The 22,561-nt window shown below is 65.4% G+C and carries 18 protein-coding genes and 1 riboswitch; of the genes, 14 read left to right on the top strand and 4 right to left on the bottom strand.

What is annotated here, in order from left to right:
- Nucleotides 1–45: 45 nt before the first annotated feature.
- Together thrS and ACXAF5_RS11225 are read right to left on the bottom strand one after the other, a co-directional pair.
- Complete coding sequence (gene thrS / locus ACXAF5_RS11230) at nt 46–1,965, bottom strand: threonine--tRNA ligase (protein WP_474946640.1); 1,920 nt, start codon at nt 1,963–1,965, stop codon at nt 46–48.
- A gap of 95 nt (nt 1,966–2,060) precedes the next feature.
- A complete protein-coding gene (locus ACXAF5_RS11225; RefSeq protein WP_474946639.1) occupies nt 2,061–3,206 on the bottom strand; it encodes a CobW family GTP-binding protein in 1,146 nt (381 codons plus the stop codon).
- 90 nt (nt 3,207–3,296) lie between these two features.
- Here ACXAF5_RS11225 and hisI point away from each other — a divergent pair, with 90 nt between their 5' ends.
- The 14 genes from hisI (at nt 3,297) to ACXAF5_RS11155 (ending at nt 20,633) form a co-directional block, all read left to right on the top strand.
- Nucleotides 3,297–3,770, top strand: coding sequence for a phosphoribosyl-AMP cyclohydrolase (gene hisI / locus ACXAF5_RS11220; protein WP_474946638.1), 474 nt, complete (start codon nt 3,297–3,299; stop codon nt 3,768–3,770).
- Nucleotides 3,771–3,866: 96 nt separating this feature from the next.
- Nucleotides 3,867–4,076, top strand: a riboswitch (cobalamin riboswitch).
- Between the two features lie 160 nt (nt 4,077–4,236).
- Nucleotides 4,237–6,138 carry a TonB-dependent receptor plug domain-containing protein gene (locus ACXAF5_RS11215; RefSeq protein ID WP_474946637.1) on the top strand — a complete coding sequence of 634 codons (1,902 nt, stop codon included), beginning with the start codon at nt 4,237–4,239 and terminating at the stop codon, nt 6,136–6,138.
- Nucleotides 6,139–6,141: 3 nt separating this feature from the next.
- Nucleotides 6,142–6,978 (top strand): ABC transporter substrate-binding protein, encoded by an 837-nt coding sequence (locus ACXAF5_RS11210; protein WP_474946636.1) that lies wholly within the window; start codon nt 6,142–6,144, stop codon nt 6,976–6,978.
- Nucleotides 6,975–7,958: a FecCD family ABC transporter permease gene (locus tag ACXAF5_RS11205; RefSeq protein WP_474946635.1), complete on the top strand. Its 984-nt coding sequence runs from the start codon at nt 6,975–6,977 to the stop codon at nt 7,956–7,958. The genes ACXAF5_RS11210 and ACXAF5_RS11205 overlap by 4 nt, the downstream gene beginning before the upstream one ends.
- Complete coding sequence (locus tag ACXAF5_RS11200; RefSeq protein ID WP_474946634.1) at nt 7,955–8,710, top strand: ABC transporter ATP-binding protein; 756 nt, start codon at nt 7,955–7,957, stop codon at nt 8,708–8,710. The genes ACXAF5_RS11205 and ACXAF5_RS11200 overlap by 4 nt, the downstream gene beginning before the upstream one ends.
- Nucleotides 8,710–9,366 carry an adenosylcobinamide amidohydrolase gene (locus ACXAF5_RS11195; protein ID WP_474946633.1) on the top strand — a complete coding sequence of 219 codons (657 nt, stop codon included), beginning with the start codon at nt 8,710–8,712 and terminating at the stop codon, nt 9,364–9,366. The genes ACXAF5_RS11200 and ACXAF5_RS11195 overlap by 1 nt, the downstream gene beginning before the upstream one ends.
- Nucleotides 9,359–10,360 (top strand): DUF6925 family protein, encoded by a 1,002-nt coding sequence (locus ACXAF5_RS11190; RefSeq protein ID WP_474946632.1) that lies wholly within the window; start codon nt 9,359–9,361, stop codon nt 10,358–10,360. The genes ACXAF5_RS11195 and ACXAF5_RS11190 overlap by 8 nt, the downstream gene beginning before the upstream one ends.
- Nucleotides 10,361–10,557: 197 nt before the next feature.
- Nucleotides 10,558–11,565, top strand: a complete 1,008-nt coding sequence (locus tag ACXAF5_RS11185) for an ABC transporter substrate-binding protein (RefSeq protein ID WP_474946631.1) — start codon at nt 10,558–10,560, stop codon at nt 11,563–11,565.
- A complete protein-coding gene (locus ACXAF5_RS11180) occupies nt 11,565–12,602 on the top strand; it encodes a FecCD family ABC transporter permease (RefSeq protein WP_474946630.1) in 1,038 nt (345 codons plus the stop codon). The genes ACXAF5_RS11185 and ACXAF5_RS11180 overlap by 1 nt, the downstream gene beginning before the upstream one ends.
- On the top strand, nt 12,599–13,363 hold the full coding sequence (locus tag ACXAF5_RS11175) for an ABC transporter ATP-binding protein (RefSeq protein ID WP_474946629.1): 765 nt from the start codon (nt 12,599–12,601) through the stop codon (nt 13,361–13,363). The genes ACXAF5_RS11180 and ACXAF5_RS11175 overlap by 4 nt, the downstream gene beginning before the upstream one ends.
- Before the next feature lie 279 nt (nt 13,364–13,642).
- Nucleotides 13,643–17,470, top strand: a complete 3,828-nt coding sequence (locus tag ACXAF5_RS11170; RefSeq protein WP_474946628.1) for a chemotaxis protein CheB — start codon at nt 13,643–13,645, stop codon at nt 17,468–17,470.
- Between the two features lie 4 nt (nt 17,471–17,474).
- On the top strand, nt 17,475–17,855 hold the full coding sequence (locus ACXAF5_RS11165; protein ID WP_474946627.1) for a response regulator: 381 nt from the start codon (nt 17,475–17,477) through the stop codon (nt 17,853–17,855).
- Between the two features lies 1 nt (nt 17,856).
- Entirely contained in the window at nt 17,857–20,241 is a 2,385-nt protein-coding gene (locus tag ACXAF5_RS11160; RefSeq protein ID WP_474946626.1) for a transporter substrate-binding domain-containing protein, read from the top strand.
- Nucleotides 20,238–20,633, top strand: a complete 396-nt coding sequence (locus ACXAF5_RS11155; protein WP_474946625.1) for a response regulator — start codon at nt 20,238–20,240, stop codon at nt 20,631–20,633. Before ACXAF5_RS11160 ends, ACXAF5_RS11155 begins: the two co-directional genes overlap by 4 nt.
- Nucleotides 20,634–20,924: 291 nt before the next feature.
- Here ACXAF5_RS11155 and ACXAF5_RS11150 read toward each other — a convergent pair whose 3' ends face one another.
- Nucleotides 20,925–21,689, bottom strand: coding sequence for a substrate-binding periplasmic protein (locus tag ACXAF5_RS11150; protein WP_474946624.1), 765 nt, complete (start codon nt 21,687–21,689; stop codon nt 20,925–20,927).
- Between the two features lie 82 nt (nt 21,690–21,771).
- Nucleotides 21,772–22,539: a substrate-binding periplasmic protein gene (locus ACXAF5_RS11145; RefSeq protein WP_474946623.1), complete on the bottom strand. Its 768-nt coding sequence runs from the start codon at nt 22,537–22,539 to the stop codon at nt 21,772–21,774.
- Nucleotides 22,540–22,561: the final 22 nt, after the last annotated feature.

Below are 22,561 nucleotides of genomic sequence, written 5' to 3'. Positions count from 1 at the left end.
ACAAGGGGGCCGGTAGCCCCTTCTGGCAGAGTGGAGGATGGGGCCTTACGCTCCGCGGGGCGGACGCGCCTCTGTCACCAGCAGGCGGACCGCCTCTTCGAGGGTCAGGGTCTCGGTCTTGCCGGTTCCGTGGCGCCGGATGGTCACGCTGCGCGCGTCGGCCTCGCGCCCGCCGAGTGCGATCTGGACGGGGATCTTTTGCAGCGCGTGTTCGCGCACCTTGTAGCCGATCTTCTCGTTGCGCAGATCGGTCTCGACCCGCAGCCCCGCCGCCTTTAGCGCCTGTGCAACCTCGGTGGCCCAGTCATCGGCGGCTCCGGTCACCGTGGCGACAACCGCTTGCACCGGCGCCAGCCACAGCGGCAAATGACCGGCGTGGTGTTCTATCAGAATGCCGGTGAACCGCTCCAGCGAGCCAAAGAGCGCGCGGTGCAGCATCACCGGTGCCAGCTTGTCGCCCGACGGGGCCACATAGGTGGTGCCAAACCGTTCCGGCAGGTTGAAATCCACCTGAAGCGTGCCGCATTGCCAGTCCCGCCCGATGGCGTCGCGCAGGACATATTCCAGCTTTGGCCCGTAGAACGCGCCTTCGCCTTCAAAGATCGTATAGGGATGACCGGCCTGATCCAGCGCCTGACGCAGCGCATCCTCGGAGCGGTCCCAGCTTTGATCGCTGCCGATGCGGTTCTCCGGGCGGGTCGAAAGCTTGATGCGTACATCGTCAAAACCAAAATCGCGATAGATCGACATCACCAGATCGTTGACCTTCAGGCATTCCGCGGTCAGCTGCTCCGGCGTGCAATAGATATGGGCATCATCCTGGGTGAAGCTGCGCACGCGCAAAAGCCCGTGCAAGGCGCCGGATGGCTCGTAGCGATGCACCTTGCCAAATTCGGCGATCTTCAGCGGCAGATCGCGATAGCTCTTGGTGCCTTGCCCGTAGATCAGCATATGGCCGGGGCAGTTCATCGGTTTCAGCGCATAGTCGCGATCGTCCTCGGTCTTGGCGAGAAACATGTTCTGGCGGTAGTTCTGCCAGTGGCCCGAGGTCTCCCACAGGGCGCGGTCCATGATGTCGGGAGAGTTGACCTCGATATAGCCCGCCTCTTCCTGGCGCTCGCGCATGTAGCCGATCAGCGTCTGGAACAGGCGCCAGCCCTTTGCATGCCAGAAGACAGACCCGGGCGCGACTTCCTCAAAGTGGAACAGGTTCATCTCGCGTCCCAGTCGGCGGTGATCGCGTTTCTCGGCCTCGGCCATCATCGTCATATGCGCATCGAGCGCGGCTTTGTCGGCAAAGGCGACCCCATAGATGCGGCTCAGCATCGGGTTGTTGCTGTCCCCACGCCAATAGGCGCCCGCCACCCGGGTCAGTTTGAACGCGCTGCCGACATCCGCGGTGCTGCGCATATGCGGCCCCCGGCAGAGGTCGAGCCAGTCCCCCTGGCGATAGATCGTGACGGTCTCGCCCTCGGGGATCGCATCAAGCAACGCCAGTTTGTACCCTTCGCCGGCGGTCTCAAAATGCTGTCGGGCTTCTTCGCGGGTCCATTCCTCGCGGGTGAAGGGGGTCCTGGCGGCGATGATCTGGCGCATCTTTTTCTCGATCACCGGCAGATCCTCGGGCGTGAACGGCGTGTCCCGCTCGAAATCATAGTAGAACCCGTGTTCGATGGCCGGTCCGATGGCGGTTCTGGTGCCGGGCCACAGCGCCTGAACCGCTTCGGCCAACACATGTGCGAGGTCGTGGCGGATCAGTTCCAGCGCCCGCGGGTCATCCCGGGTCACCAGCTCTACCGCGGCGCCGTCGGGCAGGGGGCGGGACAGATCCGTGACCTCTCCGTCAACAACCGCAGCGACCGTGCGCTTGGCAAGGCTCGGGCTGATGGCGGCGGCAAGATCGGCGGCGGTGCTGGCAGGCTCAAGCGCGCGGCTTGCGCCATCGGGCAGGCGGATATGGATCATTTCGGGGTCTTTCTGTCAGGGAGGGGAGGCACCGGGCCGCAGACCGATGGCGCTGTGGCTGTTTCTCTGGTGTGGGGGCAACAGACCGGCATGGCTCAGAACGGCAATTCCAGGGTGTCGACCATCATCCCGCCGGGCAGTGCCGGCGGTGCGGTCTCGGCCTTTGGTTTCATCAGGAGCATGTCGAGGCTGGCCTTGAGGTCGGCCTCTTCCATGTCGCGCGCGATGACAACGACGCGGCTGGTGGTCTCCGTGCCCGACCAGCTTTTGAGCGGCACAGGGGCATCAAAAATATGCTGCACCCCGTGAAAGACAAACGGGTATTGCAGGCCCTCGACGTGCAGGATGCCTTTCATACGCAGGATGTTCTGTCCCTTAAGTGCAATCAGCGAGTCCAGCCAGAAATCAAAGACATTTGCGGCAATGGGATCTGTCACTGCGATCGAGGCGGAGATGATCCGATGGTCATGTGTGGCGGGCGCGGATGGGCTGAAGGCCAGTGGGGCCGGGGGCGTTGCCGCGGCGGCAAAACTGGACAACCCGGCCAGCGGATCGGGCTGTGCCATCTCTTGCGACAGTCCCAGCCAGCGGTCGACCTCCGGCGCGGCCACGCCCTCGCGCAGGGCAGAGAGGCCAAACAATGTGCCCACCGACACGCGCCCATGGTCGGCCCGGACACGCGGGGCGGTGGTGTTCAGACCCTCCAGGCGTTTTTCGAGCCGGGACAGGTCGAACCCGTCGATCAGATCCGCCTTCGACAGGATCAGCGTATCGGCCATGGCGACTTGCTGCACCGCCTCGAACTGCCGATCGAGGGTGCCCATGCCCGTCGCCGCATCCACCAGGGTCACCACCCCATCCAGCCGGAAGGCCTGCGCAATCTGGTAATCGGTGGTCAGCGTATGCACGATCGGTGCCGGATCGGCGATGCCGCTGGTTTCAATCACCACCCGGTCAAATTGCACCTGACCCGCGTCCCGCTTTGCGATCAGGTCCTCGAACGTCTTGGCCAGATCGCCCAGGATTGCACAGCACAGGCAGCCCGACGGCAACAGGACGGTCTCCTCGGTGGCTTCTTCGATCAGGTCGTGGTCCAGACCGATATCGCCAAATTCATTCATGATGACGGCAATCCGCCCCGCGTCGGGGTCGCGGATCAGATGGTTTAGCAGCGTGGTTTTCCCGGCCCCCAGAAACCCGGTCAGCAAGGTCACGGGAATGCGTTTGTCCTGCTCGGTCATCACGGTGCTGGCCTCTTTACAGTGTGTTGCCTTTCGTTCAGGACTGTTACGTTATAACACTACGTTTTACAAGAAGCCGGAGAAGGCGATATGACACAACTGCACTTTCAGCCCCGCACCACCGTGGAACAGGTCGAGGAAAGCACCGACCTTGCGCCCAAATTCGGCGATGATGGTCTGATGCCCTGCATCACCACGGACGCAGCCTCGGGTGAGGTGCTGATGCTGGGCTGGATGAATGCCGAGGCCTTTCGCCTGACGATCCAAACCGGCGAGGCGCATTATTTCAGCCGCGCCCGGAAGGTGTTGTGGCACAAGGGGGCGACCTCCGGCCTGGTTCAGACCGTGGTCGAGGCGCGCATCGACGACGATCAGGACGCCCTGTGGCTGCGTGTCGATGTGACCGGCTCCGGCGCATCCTGCCACGTGGGCTATCGGTCCTGTTTCTACCGCGCCGTGCCACATGGCGCAGAGGCCGGGACGCCGCTGACCTTTGTTGAGGCGCGCAAGACCTTCGACCCGGTGGCGGTCTATGGCGATGCGCCGAACCCGACCCAACTCTGACCCTGCGGCGTTGGGGCAGGGCGTTTGTACGCCGCTGCCGGGGCAACACCGCCGTCGCACCGGGCTTTGGCGCTTGACAGGATCACGTCACTTTGTCTAAGCCCGGGTCATTCTGGTCCGGCTGGGAGACCACCCGGTTAAAAGGGAACACGGTGAGGTGTAGCCAACAGGCGCCGAATCCGTGACTGCCCCCGCAACTGTGAGCGGAGAGCAATGCTGCGATATGCCACTGCCCGGAAAGGGTGGGAAGGCGCGGCAAAGCCTCGACCCGCGAGTCAGGAGACCTGCCAGAAGGATCACCCTGTCCGGGTGCGGGGCGCGCCAAGGACAACGGACTTCCGTAGTGGTGGCAGTTCTCACCGTCTGCGGGGGCAAGGCCTTCCGAAGACCCGAAATTTGGACCCGCTGCCCGGCATGGGCGGTGTGCCTGGCGTGTGTATTGCGCGCGGGCTGGGAGGAATGGAATATGGACAAGGCAAGCCTGTCACTGGCCGCCGCGCTGGTGGTCGTCCCCGCAATCGCAACCGCTCAGGAGGGCGGTGTCATCGATCTCGGCGAGATCATCGTCTCCGGCGGCCTGACCCCGATCGAGGCGGACAACTATGGTCGCTCGGTCTCGGTGATCACCGCGCAAGAGCTTGAAACACGCGGAGTTACCACCCTGCAAGATGCCCTGCGCGGCGTTCCCAGCGTGGCGGTGAACTCGACCGGCAGCGGCTTTACCCAAGTGAGGATCCGCGGCGGCGAAGGCAACCACGTGCTGGTGCTGATCGACGGGGTCGAAGCCAATACCGGGTCGGGCGGCGAATATATCCTCAGCGGGCTGACCGTCAGCGATATCGAACGCATCGAAGTGCTGCGCGGCCCGCAATCGGCGCTTTACGGCGCCAATGCCGTCTCTGGCGTGATCTCGATCACCACCAAGCGGGCGGAAAAGCCGGGCACCTCTTATGGCGGTGGCGTCGAAGTCGGCTCCAACAGCACCCGTGCTGCCAATGCCTATGTGCGGCAGCGGTTCGAGCGCGGCGAGCTGAACTTCTCCGTCGACACGCGCCAGACCGATGGCGAGGACGGTTCACGGCTGGATGGCGGCGACACCGAGTTCAACGACCGGGAAACAGTGAACCTGACCGGTCGGTATGAGATTACGGATCAGATCACCACCGGTTTCACCCTGCGGCGCACCTGGCAGCACTACGGCAGCGAGGACACGCTCCCCTTTGGCTCCACGTCTCCGACCTCTGAAGGCTATCTGGTGGAAAGCCCGGCAAACACCGACCGCGACGAAGTGTTCGGCTCGTTGTGGCTGGAGGCTGACAGCGCCTCCGGGCGCAGCAGGCACCGGTTTTCCATCAGCGGAACCGACCAGGAGAACCAGTCCCGGGATGGCGCCTTTGGCCCGTCCTCCAGCGAGTCGACGCACCGCGCGTTCAAATACCTGGGCAACTTTGCGCTGGACGGGGCAGGGCTGGATCACTCCGCACACCGCCTGAACCTGCTGCTGGAGGCCGAAGAACAGACATACACGGCGTCCTTCACCGGCAGCACCGCGTTCGAGCGCAACAGCGAGGCCGTTGCACTGGAGTATCAGGGGGAACTGGCCAATGGTCTTGATGTGCAGGCCGGGCTGCGCCACGACTTTAACGACACCTTCGAGAATGCAACCACCTGGAACCTGTCGGTGTCCTATCAACTGCCCGGTCGCGACATCCGCCTGCGCGGTGCCGCCGGGCGCGCCTTTGTGAACCCGACGATGTTCGAGCAATTCGGCTTTGTTCCCGGTTCCTTTGCCGGCAACCCGAACCTGAAGCCGGAGGAAAGCACCAGCTACGAACTGGGCGCGGACTTTGGTCTCGGCGATCGCGGTGAGCTGGCGGTGACACTCTACCGCAATGACGTCGACAATCTGATCCAGGGATCGGGCATGACAGCTGTCAACATCCCAGGCACCAGCAAGTCGCGCGGGGTTGAGCTGGAAACCTCCTTTGCCGTGCTGGACTGGCTGGATCTGAGCGGCGCCTATTCCTACACGGATGCCGAAACCGCCACCGGTGCGGTGCAGGTGCGCCGGCCAGAGCATGAGCTGCGCCTGTCGGTTGCGGCGCAGGCCTATGCCGGGCGCGGCACGGTCAACCTGGATGTGCGTCACGTCACCGGCAATCACGGCCGCCAGTTCTTCGCGACCGGTACCCCGACGGCAGAGCTTCCGTCCTTCACTGTCGTGGATCTGGCCACCACCTATGACCTGACGGCCAATGCACAGCTGACCGCGCGGGTGACGAATCTGCTGGATGAAGACTATCAGGAATCCTGGGGGTATTTCGCAAACGGCCGCGAGGTCTTTGTCGGCGTCCGGGCGTCGTTCTGATCCATGCGCAGGCTGCCCGGCATAGCCCTTGCCCTTCTGTGGGCCGCCACCGGAGCCTTTGCCGGGCCGTCGCGCGTGGTGTCGATGAACCTGTGCACGGACCAGTTGGCGATGCTGCTTGCGGCGCCGGGCCAGCTGGCGTCGGTCTCCTACATCGCGCGGGATGCCCGCGCCTCGGCCATGGCTGACGTGGCCATGGCGTATCCCGTAAATCACGGTCTGGCCGAAGAGATCTATCTCCTGCAGCCCGATCTGGTGATTGCCGGTGCCAATTCGACCCGGGCCACCACCGATATGCTGCGGCGCCTCGGGGTGCCTGTAGTGGTGTTTCAACCTGCCAACGCGCTTGAGGATGTGCGCGACCGCATCCTGCGGATGGGAGAGGTTCTGGACCGCGAAGAGGCCGCCCGGGCCCTGCTGGCCGACTACGACAGACGCCTGAAAGAACTGGAACCCGCCGGGCCGGATGCTCCGCGCGCCGCGCTTTATGCCGCCAATGGCTTCACCTCCGGCCGCCGCACCCTCGCAGGCCAGATCCTGCGGGCAGCGGGACTGCGCAATATCGCGGATGAGCTGGGCTTTGGCGGCTCCGGCCACATGCCGCTGGAGGTGCTGGCCCTGTCGGCGCCGGACCTGCTGGTCGCAACATCCCCCTATCCGCGCGCCTCGCGCAGCGAGGAAAACCTCGCGCATCCGGTGGTGCGCCATCTGGCCGCCCGCAGCGGTGCCGGTCAGATCCGCGACGCGGATTGGGTCTGCGGCACCCCGTATGTCTTGCGCGCGGTGGAGGCCCTGGCCGCAGAGCGCCGCCAGTTTGTCGCTCAGGAGGACCGCAAATGATCCGTCTGATGATCGCCCTCAGCGCCATGGTGGTGGTGCTGTTCCTGCTGTCGCTTACGGTGGGACCGGCGGATGTGCGCGCGACCGAGAGCCTGGCGGCGCTGTTTGACGACGGCTACGGACCGCTGACCCTGGTGATGCGGGAAATCCGGCTGCCGCGCGCCGTGCTGGCGGTGATCATCGGCGGCGGGCTTGGGCTGGCGGGGGCGGCCATGCAGGGCTATCTGCGCAACCCGCTGGCAGAGCCGGGACTGATCGGCGTGTCCTCTTCGGCAGCACTCGGGGCGGTGCTGGCGATCAATACCGGGCTGGCGGCGAGCCTGACCCTGGGCCTGCCGCTGGCGGCGCTTGCCGGGGCTTTGGCCGGGGTGTTCCTGGTGATGGCGCTGGCCGGGCCGCAGGGCGGATCGCTGACGCTGATCCTGGCGGGGATCGCGATCTCGGCGATGGCGGCGGCGCTCACATCGCTGGTGCTGAACCTGTCGCCCAACCCCTTTGCCGCCAATGATATCGTGTTCTGGATGATGGGCTCGCTGGCGGACCGTTCGATGCTGCATGTCTGGCTGGTGCTGCCCTTTGCGCTGACGGGGGCGGCCATCCTGCTGACTCTTGCGCGGGGCCTTGATGCGCTGACCCTGGGCGAGGACGCGGCGCAGACCATGGGGATGAACCTGAACCGGATGCGCCTGCTGCTGGTGATCGGCACCGCCGGTATCGTCGGCGGTGCGACCGCTGTGGCCGGGGCGATCGGCTTCATCGGCCTGGTGGTGCCGCATATTCTGCGCCCGCTGGTGGGCGGTCAGCCCTCGCGGCTGTTGTGGGCCTCGGCGCTTGGCGGTGCCATCATGCTGCAACTGGCCGATATTGCCGTGCGGGTCATCCTGCCGTCGCGCGACCTGAAACTGGGCGTGGTCACCGCCCTGGTTGGCGCGCCGCTGTTCCTACATCTGATCTACAAGACCCGAAAGGGGCTGGCATGAGCGTGCTTTCGGTCCGGAGCCTCTCCGTCACCTTGCGCAACCGCCCGGTGCTGCGCGATGTGTCCTTCACCATCCGGGAGGGGGAGTTCGTCGGCCTGCTGGGGCCGAACGGTGCGGGAAAAAGCAGCCTGATGCGCGCGGCGCTGGGGCTGATCCCGGCGCAGGGGCACAGCTCGTTGGCAGAGATGAGCGCGGCAGAGCGCGCCCGCACGGTGGCCTGGATGCCGCAATCGCGCGAAATCGCCTGGCCGATCCCAGTGGAGCGGCTGGTGGCGCTTGGCCGCCTGCCGCATCTACCGCAGGGGCTGCGGCTGCCGCCCCGCGATCAGGCGCTGGTGGATCAGGCCATCGCCCGCATGGGACTGGAGATGTTTCGCCAGCGGGCGGCGTCGCGCCTGTCGGGCGGCGAGCAGGCCCGCGCGCTGATTGCCCGTGCCCTGGCGCAGGACACGCCGCTGTTGATGGCCGATGAACCCGCCGCCGGGCTTGATCCGGCGCATCAGATTTCCACCATGGAGGTCTTTGCCGCCCTCGCAGCCGAGGGGCGCACGGCGCTGCTCTCGCTGCATGACCTGGGGCTGGCCGCGCGCCACTGCACCCGGCTGATCCTGCTGGCCGAGGGGCGCATCCTTGCCGACGGACCGCCCGACGAAGTACTGACGCCCGACCTCATGGCCCGCGCTTTTGGCATCTCGGTCTGGCATGAGCAGACGGCGCAAGGGCCGGTGTTCCAGCCGCTGCAGGTGCTGTGATGGGATCTGTCACTCTGGACCGCCCCTGGATCGCGTTTGACCTCGGCACCGAGATGCAGGTGCTGAGCTGGGCTGTGAACCGTCCCGGCCTTGTCACCGCGCGTCGAATCCTGTGGCGCGAAGTCCGCAACAGCGACCTGCCGCCGGATCTGGATGTCACCTCGTGGTTTGCTGGTGAACTGGCACAGCATGGGGGCAGTGATGCCGTCGCCTTCCTGACCTCCCGCGATGTGCGCGCATATTGCGAGGCCACGGCCACGGTCGAGGGCATCAGCGCCCATGCGGTGGCCACCGTCGGCCTGTCCAACGCCGAACGGGCCGGCAGCCGGATGGACTATGCCAGCCGCAACTGGGGCACCATCAATGTGGCCCTGCGCCTGTCCGAAGGGCTGACCCAGGCCGGGCTGATCGAGGCGATGAGCATCGCGGTCCAGGCCCGCACCGCCGCGGTGATGGAGGCGGGCATCACCTTGCCAAGCGGAACCGCGACCGGCACCGGCACCGACTGCGTCGCGGTGGCTGCGCCCTTCGGCGACACGCCCTATGCCGGGCTGCACACCGCCACCGGCGAGGCCATCGGCAAGGCCGTCTACCAGGCCGTCCACAGCGGCGCCCTGGACTGGAAAACAACCAACAGGAGGGCAGCAGATGCCTGAGCTTCAACAGGTGCTGAAAGACGCGCTGATGCAAAAAGACTGCGGCTGGAACATGGGGGCGTTTGGCGCCATTGCCGAGTTCCACCACGTCGAGGGCGACCCGGCCCCGCAGGAACACGCCGGGCTGATGCAGGTCACCCCGCGCGGCGGTGTGCGCATCGACACGCTCGAAGGGGTGCGCCCGGTCGCCTATGAGACCCTCAGCCCCAAGCCGCACCGCTGGACGCAGGCGGTGTCGCTGTGCCTGCCGCATGCAGATGCGGCGATGAACCGGCGCGATGTGCTGACCGCGCTCGGCCCGGACCACGACGCCCTGCGCGACGAGGATCGCGGTGCGCAGCTGTTCGACATGGGGCTGGGCCAGTATCAGGCGGATTTCTGCATCCGCACCGCCGATCCCGACCTGCTGGCGGTGCTGAATGAAAACGCCGGCCGGTCGCTGTTTGAACAGGACAACCCGGCGATGGGCGCGATCCTGAAGGCACATCCGCATCGGGTACTGCTGACCCGTCTTGGCCGGGTCGAGGTCTATCAGATGATCGGCGGTCCGGACACCGGCGGTAAATCCCCCGAAGGCCCGCACACCCATGTGCTGCCGAAACTTCTGCGTGCCGAACGCACCCATTCTGCCAATACGCCGATCCCCGAAGGTTGGGTGCCCTGTTGCGGTGTGCATCCCGAGAACCCTGTCATTGGCCGTCTGGGCGAGGACAAGCGCTTCAATCGCGCTGCCTTTGACGCCTTTCAGGATCTCCTCGGTGCCTGGGGCGCTGACGCCTATTGCGACGGCAAACAGGCCGTCTGGCAGCACCTGAAGGACGGGACCCCAGCCGGGGAGACCCAAGAGCCTGATACCCGCGAGGGCCGCGCGGGCTGGCGCAACGGTATCCGGCAATGGCGGGTGCTGCATGGGTCCGGCCCGTTGACGGAGTCCTACGCAGAGCGCTTTGATCGTGGCGCCGAGCAAACCGAACCGGAAAATCCGGGCCACTGATACCTGTCCCGCAGGCAGCGGCGCGGCGCAGGCAATGGCACCGCCGCCGCTGCCTGCGGCCCGGATGCTGCGCTGGCTGCGCGGCTGGCCGGAAGCGGAGCGCCCCAGGGCAATACAGGTCAGAATCACGCTTGAACTTGCAGGCTGATGTCTTTAGCTGGTTTCCGACTAAACTGCTCAAGAATGGAAATCTGCCGATGTCTCGCAATTCGATCCTGGCCCTGGGAACCGTGGCGCTGCTGGTGTCCGGCATGCCCCTGCGGGCGGACACCCACTATCCCCTGACGATCGAGAACTGCGGTCAGTCGGTGACCTTTGACAAGGCGCTGGAAAACGCCGTCGCGCTGGGACAGAACAGCGCCGAGATCATGCTGCTTCTGGGGCTTGAGGACCGCATGGCGGCCACCGCGTTCTGGCCCAATGCCGTCCTGCCCGAAGTGGCAGAGGCCAACAGCGGTGTCGAAAGGCTCACCGTTGAATTTCCGACGCTGGAATCCGTGCTTGCCACCCAGCCCGATTTTGTCGCCGCCATGCTGACCACGCTGCTGGGGCCGGACAGCAAGGTCGCCAAACGTGCCGATTTCGAAGACCTCGGCATCCCGACCTATCTGTCGCCCAGCGCCTGCTCGACGACGCTGGACGCAGGCGACGCCTATGGCTCGCGCGGGGAGCTCTGGAACATGGACCTGCTGTACAAGGAGATCGAGGACCTGTCCCGGATCTTTGACGTGGCAGAGCGCGGGCAAGCGTTGATCGCGGACTTCAAGGCCCGTGAGGCTGCCCTGCGGGCGCAGTTTTCCGAAACAGAGGATCTGAGCTTCCTGTTCTGGTTCTCCAGCCCGTCCCCGGCGGATGACGCCTATCTGGGCGGGGGCAACGGGCCGTCGGGCTATATCGCCGACGTGCTGGGCGGCACCAATGCGATCAAGACCGAAGCGGACTGGCCCGCCGTCGGCTGGGAAGGCATCATGGCAGCCGACCCGACGGTGTTTGTGGTGGCGCAGGTCGACCGGGAGCGCTGGAACCTGGACACGGCGGACAACAAGATCGCGTTTCTGACCTCCGATCCGACCGTCAGCCAGATGGAAGCGGTGCGCAACGGGCGCATTGTGGTGATGAGCGGTGCCGCCATGAACCCCAGCATTCGCACGCTCTACGGTGCGGAGCAGGTGGCCGAACAGCTGAAGGCGATTGATCTTCCGTGATGGCATCGGATGCTTCAGAAGGCGAGGCGGCGCGCCTCACGCTCTTCCTCTGTCTGTCGCTGGTTGTGCTGGTCTTTGCCGTCGCGGCGGCGGCGGCGATCGGCGACTACAATATCGGTCTGGATACGGTGTTTCTGTCGGTCACCAATGAACTGGGGCTGACCGGGGCGGAAATTGCACGGATCGAACAGAGCGTGGTCTGGAACCTGCGCCTGAGCCGCGCGCTGGTGGCCGCGCTGGCCGGGGCCGGGCTGGCCATCTGCGGCGCGATCCTTCAGGCGCTGCTGCGCAATGCCCTGGCCGAACCCTTTGTCCTGGGGGTGTCGGCGGGGGCCTCGACCGGCGCGGTCTGCGTGATCGTGCTGGGGCTGGGGGCCGGCAGCCTGTCGTTGTCGTTGGGGGCGTTTTCCGGAGCCTTCGCGGCGTTTGCCCTGGTGGCGCTGCTGTCCAACGGGGCCACCAGCGGGCCGAACCACACGATCCTGGCCGGGGTGGCGGCCTCGCAGCTGTTCAACGCGCTGACCTCCTATATTGTCACCACCTCCGGCAATGCGCAGCAGGCCAGGGACGTGATGTTCTGGCTTCTCGGCAGCTTTGGCGGCGTGCGCTGGCCGGATTTCCAGCTGTTGCTGGTGGTGGTGGTCGTCAGCCTCGCGATCTGTATCGTGATGGCGCGCTCGCTTGATGCCTTTACCTTTGGGGACGAGGATGCCGCTGCGCTCGGGGTGCCGGTTGGGCGCATCCGACTGCTGTTGTTTGGGGTGACGGCCCTGCTCACGGCCACCATCGTCAGCATGGTGGGGGCGATCGGGTTTGTCGGTCTGGTGGTGCCCCATGCGGCGCGCTACGTGGTGGGGCCGCTGCATCTGCGGCTGTTGCCCGCCTGCGCCGTGGTCGGCGCCGTGTTCATGGTGGTGGCCGACATCGTTTCCCGGGTGATCGCGCCGCAGCAGACGGTGCCCATCGGCGTTGTCACGGCGCTTGTCGGGGTGCCCTTCTTTGCCATCATCCTCTACCGGGCGAGGCCGCAGTCATGAGTGTGGTTGCCGACAGCCTGCGATGGGGCGTCAAACGCCGGACCATTGTGTCCGACGTGTCGCTGAGGGTCGCGCCGGGCGAGACAATGGGCCTGATCGGCCCCAACGGGTCGGGGAAGTCGTCCTTGCTGCGGCTGCTGGCAGGATTGCGCAAGCCGGCCTCCGGGCGGGTCGAGATCAACGGCGAAAACATCGCGCAGGTGCCGCGCAAGGCGCTGTCGCGGCAGGTGGCCTTTGTCCAGCAAAGTGCCGCGACCGACACCAATGTCACGGTGGCAGATGTCGTCCGCCTCGGGCGCACCCCGCATCGCTCGGCGCTTGCGGGCTGGTCAGAGGCCGACGAGGCCGCAGTCACTCATGCGCTGGAGCGGGTCGACATGGCCACTCGCCGGCGTCAGGCCTGGCAGACCCTGTCCGGCGGGGAACGCCAGCGCGTGCATATCGCGCGGGCGCTCGCCCAGGCGCCGCAGGTGATGTTCCTCGACGAGCCGACCAACCACCTCGATATTCACCACCAGATCGAGATCCTGCGCATGGTGCGTGATCTGGACCTGACCAGCATCATCGCGCTGCATGACCTCAATCTCGCGGCGATGTTCTGTGATCGGATCGTGGTTCTGGACGCCGGAACCGTCCGCGCCTGCGGCACCCCTGATGCGGTGCTGACCCAGGATCTGCTGCGCGATGTGTTCCGCGTCACCGCCCAGGTCAGCGGCCCCGCGGTGGGCGACAGGCCGCATATCCGCTTCAGCGCCGAGTAACCGTCCCAGCGCCCCGGGCGCTGGCGGCACCTGCAGGCCCGCGCAAAACCAGCCCGGCACACCGGGCGGGGCAGGGCGCCCGGGCGGGCAGGGCGGCTGCCGTTAAAGGTGTCCGGGACCCGCTTGCGCCTTGAGAAGAGTAACAAAACGCCCGCGTTACACGCTGGACGTGCACCGGTCCCGTCGTTAGTCTCTCAGGCAAAGCTGTGGGAGGCCGGGTCGTGTCATGGGCGCCATGATCGCGCGCGCCACCCCCGGCATCCCGCCCAGAGGGCCGCTGTGCTTGCAGGTCTGGCCGGCGACGTGATCGATCAGGTTTCAAGCGAGGCGATTCAGCAGAACATGACGGAGGACAACATTCAGCCCGAAGAGCCCACCCCGCAGCCCGCTTCGGCCATTGAGACCACCGGCGGGCCCCGTCCGATGGGATCGGTTGACCAGCGGTTCTATATCATCGGCGTTGGCGCGTCGGCGGGGGGGCTCGATGCGATCAAGCAATTGCTGACCCGGGTGCCCGAGGATTTCCCGCACAGTTTTGTCATCATCCAGCACCTGTCGCCGGACTACAAATCGCTGATGACCGAGATCCTCGGCCGCGAAACCCAGCACCAGGTGGTGGAGGTCGAGGATGACATGCCGGTGGAACCCCACCACATCTATGTCATCCCCCCCGGCGCGCATATCGTCATTCAGGGCACCCGGGGCGACAGCAACAGCGGACGAACGCATCAGGCGGGCGATCCGGATGCCTCGGACAACGCCAATGCGCCACGGGGGGCGGGATTGCGGTTCTCGCTGGTCGCGCCGCAGCCTCGCCCGGCGCTCAACCTGCCGATCGACGTGTTCTTCCTCTCGCTTGCCGAGGCCGCGGGTGAGCGGGCGATCGGAGTCGTGCTGTCCGGCACCGGGTCCGACGGCAGCCGCGGGCTGCGGGCGATCAAGGACCGCGAGGGGCTGGTGATCGCGCAGGACCCCGAGACCTGCGGCTTTGACGGCATGCCGCGTCAGGCCATTGCCACCGGGCTGGTGGATCAGGTGCTTCAACCCGACGACATCGTCGAGGAAATCGATCGCTTTATCGCGCTGCGCCAGAGCGGCATTGCCGATGTGGATGAGGTGTTTTCCGGCGCGCAGGATATATTCCGGCAGATCCTGGAACGGGTCAGCACGTGGGCGGAAATCGACTTTGCTCTCTACAAGGAGCCCACCCTGAAACGCCGCATCGCGCGGCGCATGGGCTTTCTCGGCCTCACCCGGGCAGAGGGGTATCTCCGCTATCTCGAGGAGAACAGCGGCGAGGCGGAGCTGCTCTATCGCGAGTTTCTGGTCGGGGTGACCAACTTCTTTCGCGATCTGCATGTCTGGCGCACGATGGAGGCCCGGGTGCTGCGCCGGCTGTTCGAAGAGGGCGACACCAGCGCGCCCCTGCGGATCTGGTCGGTTGGCTGCTCCACCGGCGAGGAAGCCTATACGCTGGCGATGCTGTTGCAGAAGTTTCGCGACGACAACCAGATCGAGCGCGACTTTCGCGTCTATGCCACCGATGTGAACGAAAACGCGGTCAATACCGCCAAACAGGGGATCTATCCGGATCACACGCTGCAAGAAATCCCGGTGGAATACCGCGAGGCCGGCTATATCACCCACCACCCCGGCACCTTTGCGATTGCGCCGAAGATCCGCGCCCAGATTGTCTTTGCGGTGCATGACATCACCCTCGATCCGCCCTACACGCGGACCGACCTGATCGTCTGCCGCAACCTGCTGATCTATCTCAGCCCGGATGTGCAGGCGCGGGTGATGGTGAATTTCTCGATGTCGCTGCGCATGGAGGGGTACCTGCTCCTTGGGGCGGCGGAAACGCCGGGGCCGGATGGTGTCCGGTTCAGCTTCTTCATGGGCAAGGAGCGGATCTACAAGAACATGCGCGTGGCGCAGTCCAGGCCCGGGCGCGGATCGCTGACCGCACAGCTGCCGGCCCTGGGCATGCTGCCGCGGGCGCGGCGCATGCTTTCGAGCACCCACACCGCGCAGGACGACCTGCATTCGCTGTTCCAGTTCTCGCTGGAGGCAAGCCAGACCGGCGTGTGCATCGTGGACCCCAGTGCCACCCTGCTGAAGACCTTCGGCAACATGAAGTCGATCCTGCAAATCCCGGACAGCGGCTTTTCCACCAATATCTTCGAACTCTGTGACGACCGTCTGCGCAGTGCCGTGGCGCTGGTCATGCGCGGCGCCGAGGACAATACCTCGGCCCAGTCCTCCGACATCCGGCTGATCGAGGAAGACGAGGTGCGTACGGTATCGGTGTCCGGGCGCAAGATCATGTGGGAAGGGCACACCACGGCCATCGCCCTGTTCATCCGCCAGTCGACCCAGGCGCTGCCGCGCAGCCAGCCGGGCGCGTCAGACGGAGAAGAGCCAGCGGCCCAGACCAAGGCCTATATCCAGCATCTGGAGGGCGAGGTGCGCTCGCTTCAGGAAATGCTCGGGGTGACGGCGCAGGACCTCGGTGCCTCCAACGAGGAGCTGCAAACCGCCAACGAGGAGCTGATTGCCGCCAACGAGGAATTGCAGGCCAACAACGAAGAGACCCAGAGCATCAACGAGGAGCTGCACACGGTCAACACCGAGAATATCGAGCGGATTTCCGAACTGGAGCAGGTGAACGCCGATGTCGATAACCTGCTGGAAACCGCGGCTCTGGGCATCCTGCTGTTGGACAATGACATGTGCATCCGCCGCTTCAGCGCCGGGGTGACCCGCTATCTGGACCTCCAGCACAGCGATGTGGGCCGCCCGTTGCAGAGCTTTGCCACGGCGCTGCTGCCGGAGGCGGTCACCCTGCTGCTGGAGGACGCGACGCTGGCGCGCGATCAGGGCGAGGAAACCGAACGCGAACTGCGCCGCCAGGACGGTGGCTTTGTGCAGACCCGCGTGCGCCAGTTCACCCGTCCGCGTGGCAGCCCCGATGGGGTGGTCATCACCCTGCTGGACATCACCGACAGCAAGCTTCTGGAGCAGGAGGCACGGCGACAGAGCGAAATTCTGGCCAGCGTGCTGGAGAGCGAGGAGGCGGGCTATTGGGACTGGAACATCCCCAGCGACCAGCTCTATATCAGCCGGCGCTTCCTCGAATTGCTGGGCTTTGCCACCGGCGAGCTGGCCCCCACGCCGGAAACCTGGTTTGCCCTCATCCACGAGGAAGACCGCCCGCGGTTCCACCAGGCCTATGACGCCCATGTCGAGAGCCGCGGCACAAAACCCTTTGCGGTCGAGGTGCGCTATCTGCGCAAGGATGGCTCGGTGATCTGGGTCAAGAGCCGCGGGCAGGTCACCGACTGGAGCGTGGATCACCGTCCGATGCGGATGATCGGCGTGCATCAGAACGTCACCGACCTGCGCGAGCGGGAGGACGAGATCCAGCGCCGCGCCAATGAAATCCGCCGCTTTGCCTTTATTTCCGCCCATGACCTGAAACAGCCGCTCAATACCATCGAAAGCAGTATCGAGGCGCTGTTGGAGGAACTGCCGGACCAGCTCGACGATGAGGCCCGGGAACTGGTGGACTATCTGACCCGCGGCACCAACCGCCTGAAACGGCGGGTCGATGCGATCCTCGACTTTGCCCGCTTGCAGGACAAGGACGTCACGCTGGAACAGCTGGATCTGAACCGGATCGCCCGGGCCTCGGTGCAGGATCTGAAGGTGCCGATCGAACAGGTCGGGGCCGAGGTGATCGTCGAACCGCTGCCGCAGGCGCTTGGGGTGCCGGATCTGATCGCGCGGGTGTTGCAGAACCTGCTGAGCAATGCGCTCAAGTATCGCCACCCCGACCGGCCTTGCCGCATCACCATCGCTCCGCTGGCAACCGTCGATGGACGGGTCGGCGTGCGTGTGGATGACACCGGCATCGGCATCGCGGAAAAGGATCGCGAGAGCGTTTTTGAACTGTTTACCCGCTTGCATGTAGAATCCGAGGTCGAAGGCAGCGGCCTCGGCCTTGCCATGTGTGAAAAGATCATCTCGATGCACGGCGGCACCATCGAGGTGGTGGAGGCAGAGGGCGGCGGCTCCAGCTTCCGCTTCACGTTGGGAGAGGGATGACACCATGACAGCGCGCCCCAAGGTCCTTCTGGTCGATGACTGCGATGCGGATCGGTATTTCTTCAAACGCAGCCTGCGCAAGGTCGCGCCGGAGGCCGAAGTGGTGGAATTCACCTATGCTGAGGATGCGCTGACCTATCTCAAGACACCCGGGCGGGGGCAGGTGGATCTGGTGTTTGTCGACATCAACATGCCACGGCTGAACGGGTTTGAATTCGCCGATCACTATCAGGCGCTCTATCCCGAACTGCGGGGCCATGCGCGGCTGTTTGTCTGTTCTTCCTCGATCAACCCGGCCGACCGGCAGCGCAGCGAGGACCATCCGGTGATCGACGGGTTTTATGAAAAACCGGTTGGCAAGGCGCAACTGGGGTCCTTGTTGTAACATGGGACCGGCGCGTGCCCTGCCTCTGCTGCATTGGCGGCGCAGTGTCCGGGGGCTTGTCACCGCGCTCGCGCTGAGCATCGGCGCAGCCGTCGCGGCGGAGGACGCGCCGCGCTACGACAAGGTGGTGATGCCCTGGGGCAATGTGCCGCCGCTGCTGATGCGCGGCGAGGATGGCACGCCGACCGGGTTCGCGGTCGAACTGGCCCGGCTGGTCGCCGATGAGGTCGGGTTTGAACTGGAACTGAAATACTACGGACCGATCCCCGAGATTGCCGCCGCGCAGGCCAGTGGCGAGACCGACATGCTGGTGGCGGTGGGGATGGGGCCGGTGTTCCAGCCCACCAATGTGGCCTCACGCCCGATATCCGAGGTGCAGGTCAGGCTGGCGATCCCGGTTGAACGGGCCGACAGCTTTGACCCCGACAACCTCGCCGGGCTGCGCATCGGGGCGGTGCCACCGACCATCGCGGCAGATCCCGCCCTGTTTCCCGCCGCCACCCTGGTGGAGCAGCCAGGGCCGGAGGAGGCGCTGATCTCGCTCCTCAGCGGCGATGTCGACGCGGTTTCCTATCCGGTCAACGTGCTGTTTGCGATGACCCGCGCCACCCGGCTGGACGGGCGGATCGCCTTTGTCGGTGATCCCCTGAAGACGATCCAACGCGTCATCGTGCTGCACGAAAGCCGCGCCGAGCTGCTCGACCCCGTCAATGCCGCGCTCGAAAAATTCGAAGCCGACGGCACTCTGGAGCAGCTGCGCGCCAAATATCTGATCTCCAACCCGGCGCCGGTGCCCGACGTGCTGACCGTGGGGGTGCATCACGTGCCGCCCTTTGTCGACATGGCGGCGGATGGCACCGCCACCGGGTTCGGGGTGGAGGTGCTCGAAGATCTGATGGATCTGGCCGGCCTGCGGTTTCGGTATCAGCCCATCACTGACGAGGAGTTTGGTCAGGGCCCCCGCGACGGCGTTGCTGATATCGTGCCGATGATGGCCTGGAACGCAGCGCGCGAGACGCGGATGGATTTCACCTTTCCCACCCACCGGGTGCCGTTCTCGATCTTCACCCTTGCCGATGCGCCACAGCGGCCGCAGTCGCTGGATGACCTGCGCGGACTGCGGGTGGCGGTGGAGACCGGCAAGAACACCGCGCTTCTGGCCGAGAGCCACGGCGGACTGGATCTGATCTATGTCGATGGCAAGGACGGCACCATGACCGCGCTGCTCGATGGCCGGGCAGAGGCCACCCTGTCGCCGACCAACGCTTTCTGGAGCCATGTCACGCAGCGCGGCAACCGCGACCTGTTCCGCGCCAGCGCGCAGCCCTTCTATGTCAGCGAGTCGGGGCCCGCCCTGCGCCTCGGGCTTGGCGAGGTGCGGGAACGGCTGAATGCGGTGATCCCCGGCTATCTGATCTCCGACACCTATGCCGACCGGCAGGCCAAGTGGTTCGGCACCCCGGTGTTCTGGACGCCGCTGCGGCTGCGGCTGCTGATGGGCGGCATCGGTGCGCTGCTGGTGGCGCTGTTGGGGGTGGCGATCTGGCAGCAGGTGCAGCGCAGCCGGACCCAGGAACGCCAGGCCCGCCTGCTGCAACATTCGCGCCAGCTCGAAGGGCTGGTGGAGGAGCTGGAACGCTCCAACCGCGAACTGGACAGCTTTGCCGATATTGCCTCCCACGACCTCAAGGAACCGCTGCGGGCCATCCACTGGCAGATCCGCCAGCTGCAAGAGCAGAGCGAGACGCCGCCCGCCGCGGAAATCCGCCGCATCGAGGACCTCTGCGCCCAGATGGAGGCGACGATTTCGGCGCTCCTGAGCTCCTCGCAGCATCGCGGCCGGGGCAGCGCCCGGGTCGACATCGACGTCGAGGCGCTGGTGGAAGAAATCCGCGGCGAGCTGTCGGAACTGGCGCAGGCGACGGGCGGGCGCATCGTGGTGGAAACCCCCTTGCCACAGGTGAACGCCAGCCGCGCCAAGGCCAAGGTGGTGTTCCAGAACCTGATGGCGAACGGGCTGATCTACAACCGCGCCGCCACACCCGAGGTGCGGCTGGGCTATCTGACGCCGGACAGCCAGGACCACAGCGGGTTGGTGCATGTGTTCTATGTCCGCGACAATGGCATCGGCATCGCGCCCGAGGATCGGATGCGCTTGTTCGAACCCGGGGCGCGGGGCCAGTCGCCCCATGACCAGACCCTCCCCGGTGCAACCGGAAGTGGTCTGGGGCTTTCCTTTGCCAAGGAAATCGTGGAAAGCTATGGCCAGCTTATTACACTGGACAGCACAGTCGGCAGCGGCACCACCTTCTACTTCTCCTTGCCCAACGCGCGGGAGCAGGACGCTGGTGCTGCGGCGACGGCGACATTGGCGGACGCAGTATGACCAAGATCCTTGTTATCGACGACAGCCCGGAGGACACCCAGATCCTGTGTCAGCTCTGCGAGCAGATCCCGGGTACCGTGACCACCACCGAAGCCACCGGCAGCGACGGCGTGGCGCGGTTTGCCAAATGGCGCGCGGATTGTGTGCTGCTGGACTATCACCTGGCGGATAACAATGGCCTTTCGGTGCTGGCGGCCCTGAAGGCGCGCGACCCGTTTGTACCCGTGATTGTGCTCTCGGGACGCGGCAGCGAGGAGCTGGCCGCCGCCGCGATGAAGGCAGGCGCGACCCGCTATCTGACCAAACGCGGCCTGTCGCTGGACATGCTGCGCACGGCGGTGGAGGCGTCAATCCGCTGGATGCAGCATGCGGCGATGATGCGCCAAGAATAGCGCCCCGTCGCAAACGGGCACCTGATCCCGGCGCGCCCGCATTGGCGCGGGGCATATTGCAGAGAAATCAAAGCCCGTGTGATCTTCGCGGATCAAACCCGGCCCTTTGGCACGAAAAAGAAACGGGGCGCAGAACGCCCCGTTTGTGCTTCCGATCCTCATGTCGTCACCGAATAGGGACGCCCACCGGCCGGACCCGCGCGGCCCGGAGGGCAAACTCGCTGCGATGAGGCCATCGCCTGTCCGACAGCCCGTCAGCGCCAGCGTGCAGCGCTGACGGGCAACGGGGCGTCAGCTGCCGAGACCGGCTGCGGAACTCAGCTCGGCGCGGCTCTCGTCCAGAGCGCCGGAGGCCTGCATCTCGTCATAGGCCGCCTGCAACCGTTTGGCGAGCGCGGCACCGCCCTCCGCTTCGAGCGAGATCTGGAGGAAACCGCCAACGCCCATGATGGCGCTTTCGGTGGAGCCCAGTTGCGCCCGCTCTTCGGCAGAGAATTCCTGCTCCAGCAGATACTGTCCGACATATTCATCGACGATAAAGGCATCGATGCGCCCGCCCAGCAGCTTGCGGAAGTTGGAGGCATCATCCTTGGCGGTCTGGGTCTCGATCGACCCGTTTTCCACATTGGCCCAGAACACCGGCGTGTAGGAATAGCCGTGGGTGACACCGATCACCACGTCCTCCAGTTCGGTGACATCCTCGAATTCCGGCACCGGATTGTCGGTGCGATAGTAGAGCACGTTGCGGTCCAGCGTGAAGGGGCCGACCATCGCCAGACCGGTCTGGTCGGGACGCTCTCCCCAATAGCTCGACGCCTGCACCTGGCCATTGCGGGCCATCTCCAGCGCGCGTTTCCAGGGCATGTATTCGAATTCGACATCGAGGCCGGCGTGCTCGGCCACGCGGGTCACCAGCCCGTTGACCACGCCGTTGTTGGGCAGCGATTCCCCGGTGAAGGGCGCGTATTCACCGGTGGAGATCGTGATGGTTTCGGCATGGGCCGCCGTGGACAGCGCCACCAGCGCGCCGGTCAGGGTCGCAAGGATATGTTTCATGAGAGAGGTCTTTCGTTCACAGGATGGGGGACAGCGCCGCACGAGGTCAGAGGCGGCGCCGGGAGGAGGGGCCGATGGCCCGTCAGCTGGACGGGATGCCAGCGGCCGCATTCAGTTCGGTTTTCACCGCGTCGAGTTCGCCGGATTCGGCCAGCGCGTCATAGGCGGCTTGCAAGCGTGCCGCGATGTCGGCGCCGCCTTCGGCTTCGGTCGAGATCTGAAGATAGCCAAGCGCCTCGGCGACGGGTGTTTCCGATGCTGCGAACTGAGCCACTTCCTCGGGGCTGAAGTTCTGGTTCAGGAGGTCCCAGCCCACCAGCTCATTGATGATGAAAGCGTCGATGCGCCCCTTTTGCAGCTTCTTGAAGTTGGACAGGTCGTTTGACGCGGTCTGGATCTCGTAGGTGCCATCCTCGCCATGCGCCCAGAACGCCTCTGTGTAGGGGTAGCCCAGCGTGGCGCCAAAGGTGGTTCCGGCCAGATCGCCCAGCTCGGACCACTCCGGCAGCGGCGCATCGGCGCGGTGGAAAAAGACGATGCGGCCGTTGGACACCGGGCCCACTTCGATCAGGCCGCTCTGATCGGTCAGATCGTTCCAGTAGCTGGCACCGTGCATCTGACCCTGACGGGTGAGTTCAAGCCCGCGGTTCCACGGCATGTATTCAAAGCTGATCTCGACCCCGGCATCGGCTGCCAGACGCGAGACAAGACCGTTGACCACACCGCCATTGGGCAGTGCTTCGCCGGTCATCGGGGCGTATTCGCCGGTGGCAATGCGCAGCGGCTCCGCCATCAGCGGCGCGGTCATGGTGGCGAGGGCTAGGCCGAGGGCGCTCAGGGTTGTCTTCATGTCGTCTACTCCGGAGGTGGAT

It is taken from the genome of Epibacterium sp. ABV4_022 (genome assembly GCF_056159345.1).
The sequence above is the reverse complement of the archived record's forward strand: the minus strand, read 5'-3'. Positions and strand labels throughout refer to the sequence as shown.

Bases quoted from the DNA above. Each gene is read 5' to 3' on its own strand.
- ACXAF5_RS11150 (WP_474946624.1), bottom strand. From the start codon at position 21,689: ATGAAACATATCCTTGCGACCCTGACCGGCGCGCTGGTGGCGCTGTCC.
- ACXAF5_RS11225 (WP_474946639.1), bottom strand. From the start codon at position 3,206: ATGACCGAGCAGGACAAACGCATTCCCGTGACCTTGCTGACCGGGTTT.
- ACXAF5_RS11175 (WP_474946629.1), top strand. From the start codon at position 12,599: ATGAGTGTGGTTGCCGACAGCCTGCGATGGGGCGTCAAACGCCGGACC.
- ACXAF5_RS11180 (WP_474946630.1), top strand. From the start codon at position 11,565: ATGGCATCGGATGCTTCAGAAGGCGAGGCGGCGCGCCTCACGCTCTTC.
- ACXAF5_RS11145 (WP_474946623.1), bottom strand. From the start codon at position 22,539: ATGAAGACAACCCTGAGCGCCCTCGGCCTAGCCCTCGCCACCATGACC.
- ACXAF5_RS11155 (WP_474946625.1), top strand. From the start codon at position 20,238: ATGACCAAGATCCTTGTTATCGACGACAGCCCGGAGGACACCCAGATC.
- ACXAF5_RS11160 (WP_474946626.1), top strand. From the start codon at position 17,857: ATGGGACCGGCGCGTGCCCTGCCTCTGCTGCATTGGCGGCGCAGTGTC.
- ACXAF5_RS11185 (WP_474946631.1), top strand. From the start codon at position 10,558: ATGTCTCGCAATTCGATCCTGGCCCTGGGAACCGTGGCGCTGCTGGTG.
- hisI (WP_474946638.1), top strand. From the start codon at position 3,297: ATGACACAACTGCACTTTCAGCCCCGCACCACCGTGGAACAGGTCGAG.
- ACXAF5_RS11205 (WP_474946635.1), top strand. From the start codon at position 6,975: ATGATCCGTCTGATGATCGCCCTCAGCGCCATGGTGGTGGTGCTGTTC.
- ACXAF5_RS11215 (WP_474946637.1), top strand. From the start codon at position 4,237: ATGGACAAGGCAAGCCTGTCACTGGCCGCCGCGCTGGTGGTCGTCCCC.
- ACXAF5_RS11200 (WP_474946634.1), top strand. From the start codon at position 7,955: ATGAGCGTGCTTTCGGTCCGGAGCCTCTCCGTCACCTTGCGCAACCGC.
- ACXAF5_RS11210 (WP_474946636.1), top strand. From the start codon at position 6,142: ATGCGCAGGCTGCCCGGCATAGCCCTTGCCCTTCTGTGGGCCGCCACC.
- ACXAF5_RS11195 (WP_474946633.1), top strand. From the start codon at position 8,710: ATGGGATCTGTCACTCTGGACCGCCCCTGGATCGCGTTTGACCTCGGC.
- ACXAF5_RS11165 (WP_474946627.1), top strand. From the start codon at position 17,475: ATGACAGCGCGCCCCAAGGTCCTTCTGGTCGATGACTGCGATGCGGAT.
- ACXAF5_RS11190 (WP_474946632.1), top strand. From the start codon at position 9,359: ATGCCTGAGCTTCAACAGGTGCTGAAAGACGCGCTGATGCAAAAAGAC.
- thrS (WP_474946640.1), bottom strand. From the start codon at position 1,965: ATGATCCATATCCGCCTGCCCGATGGCGCAAGCCGCGCGCTTGAGCCT.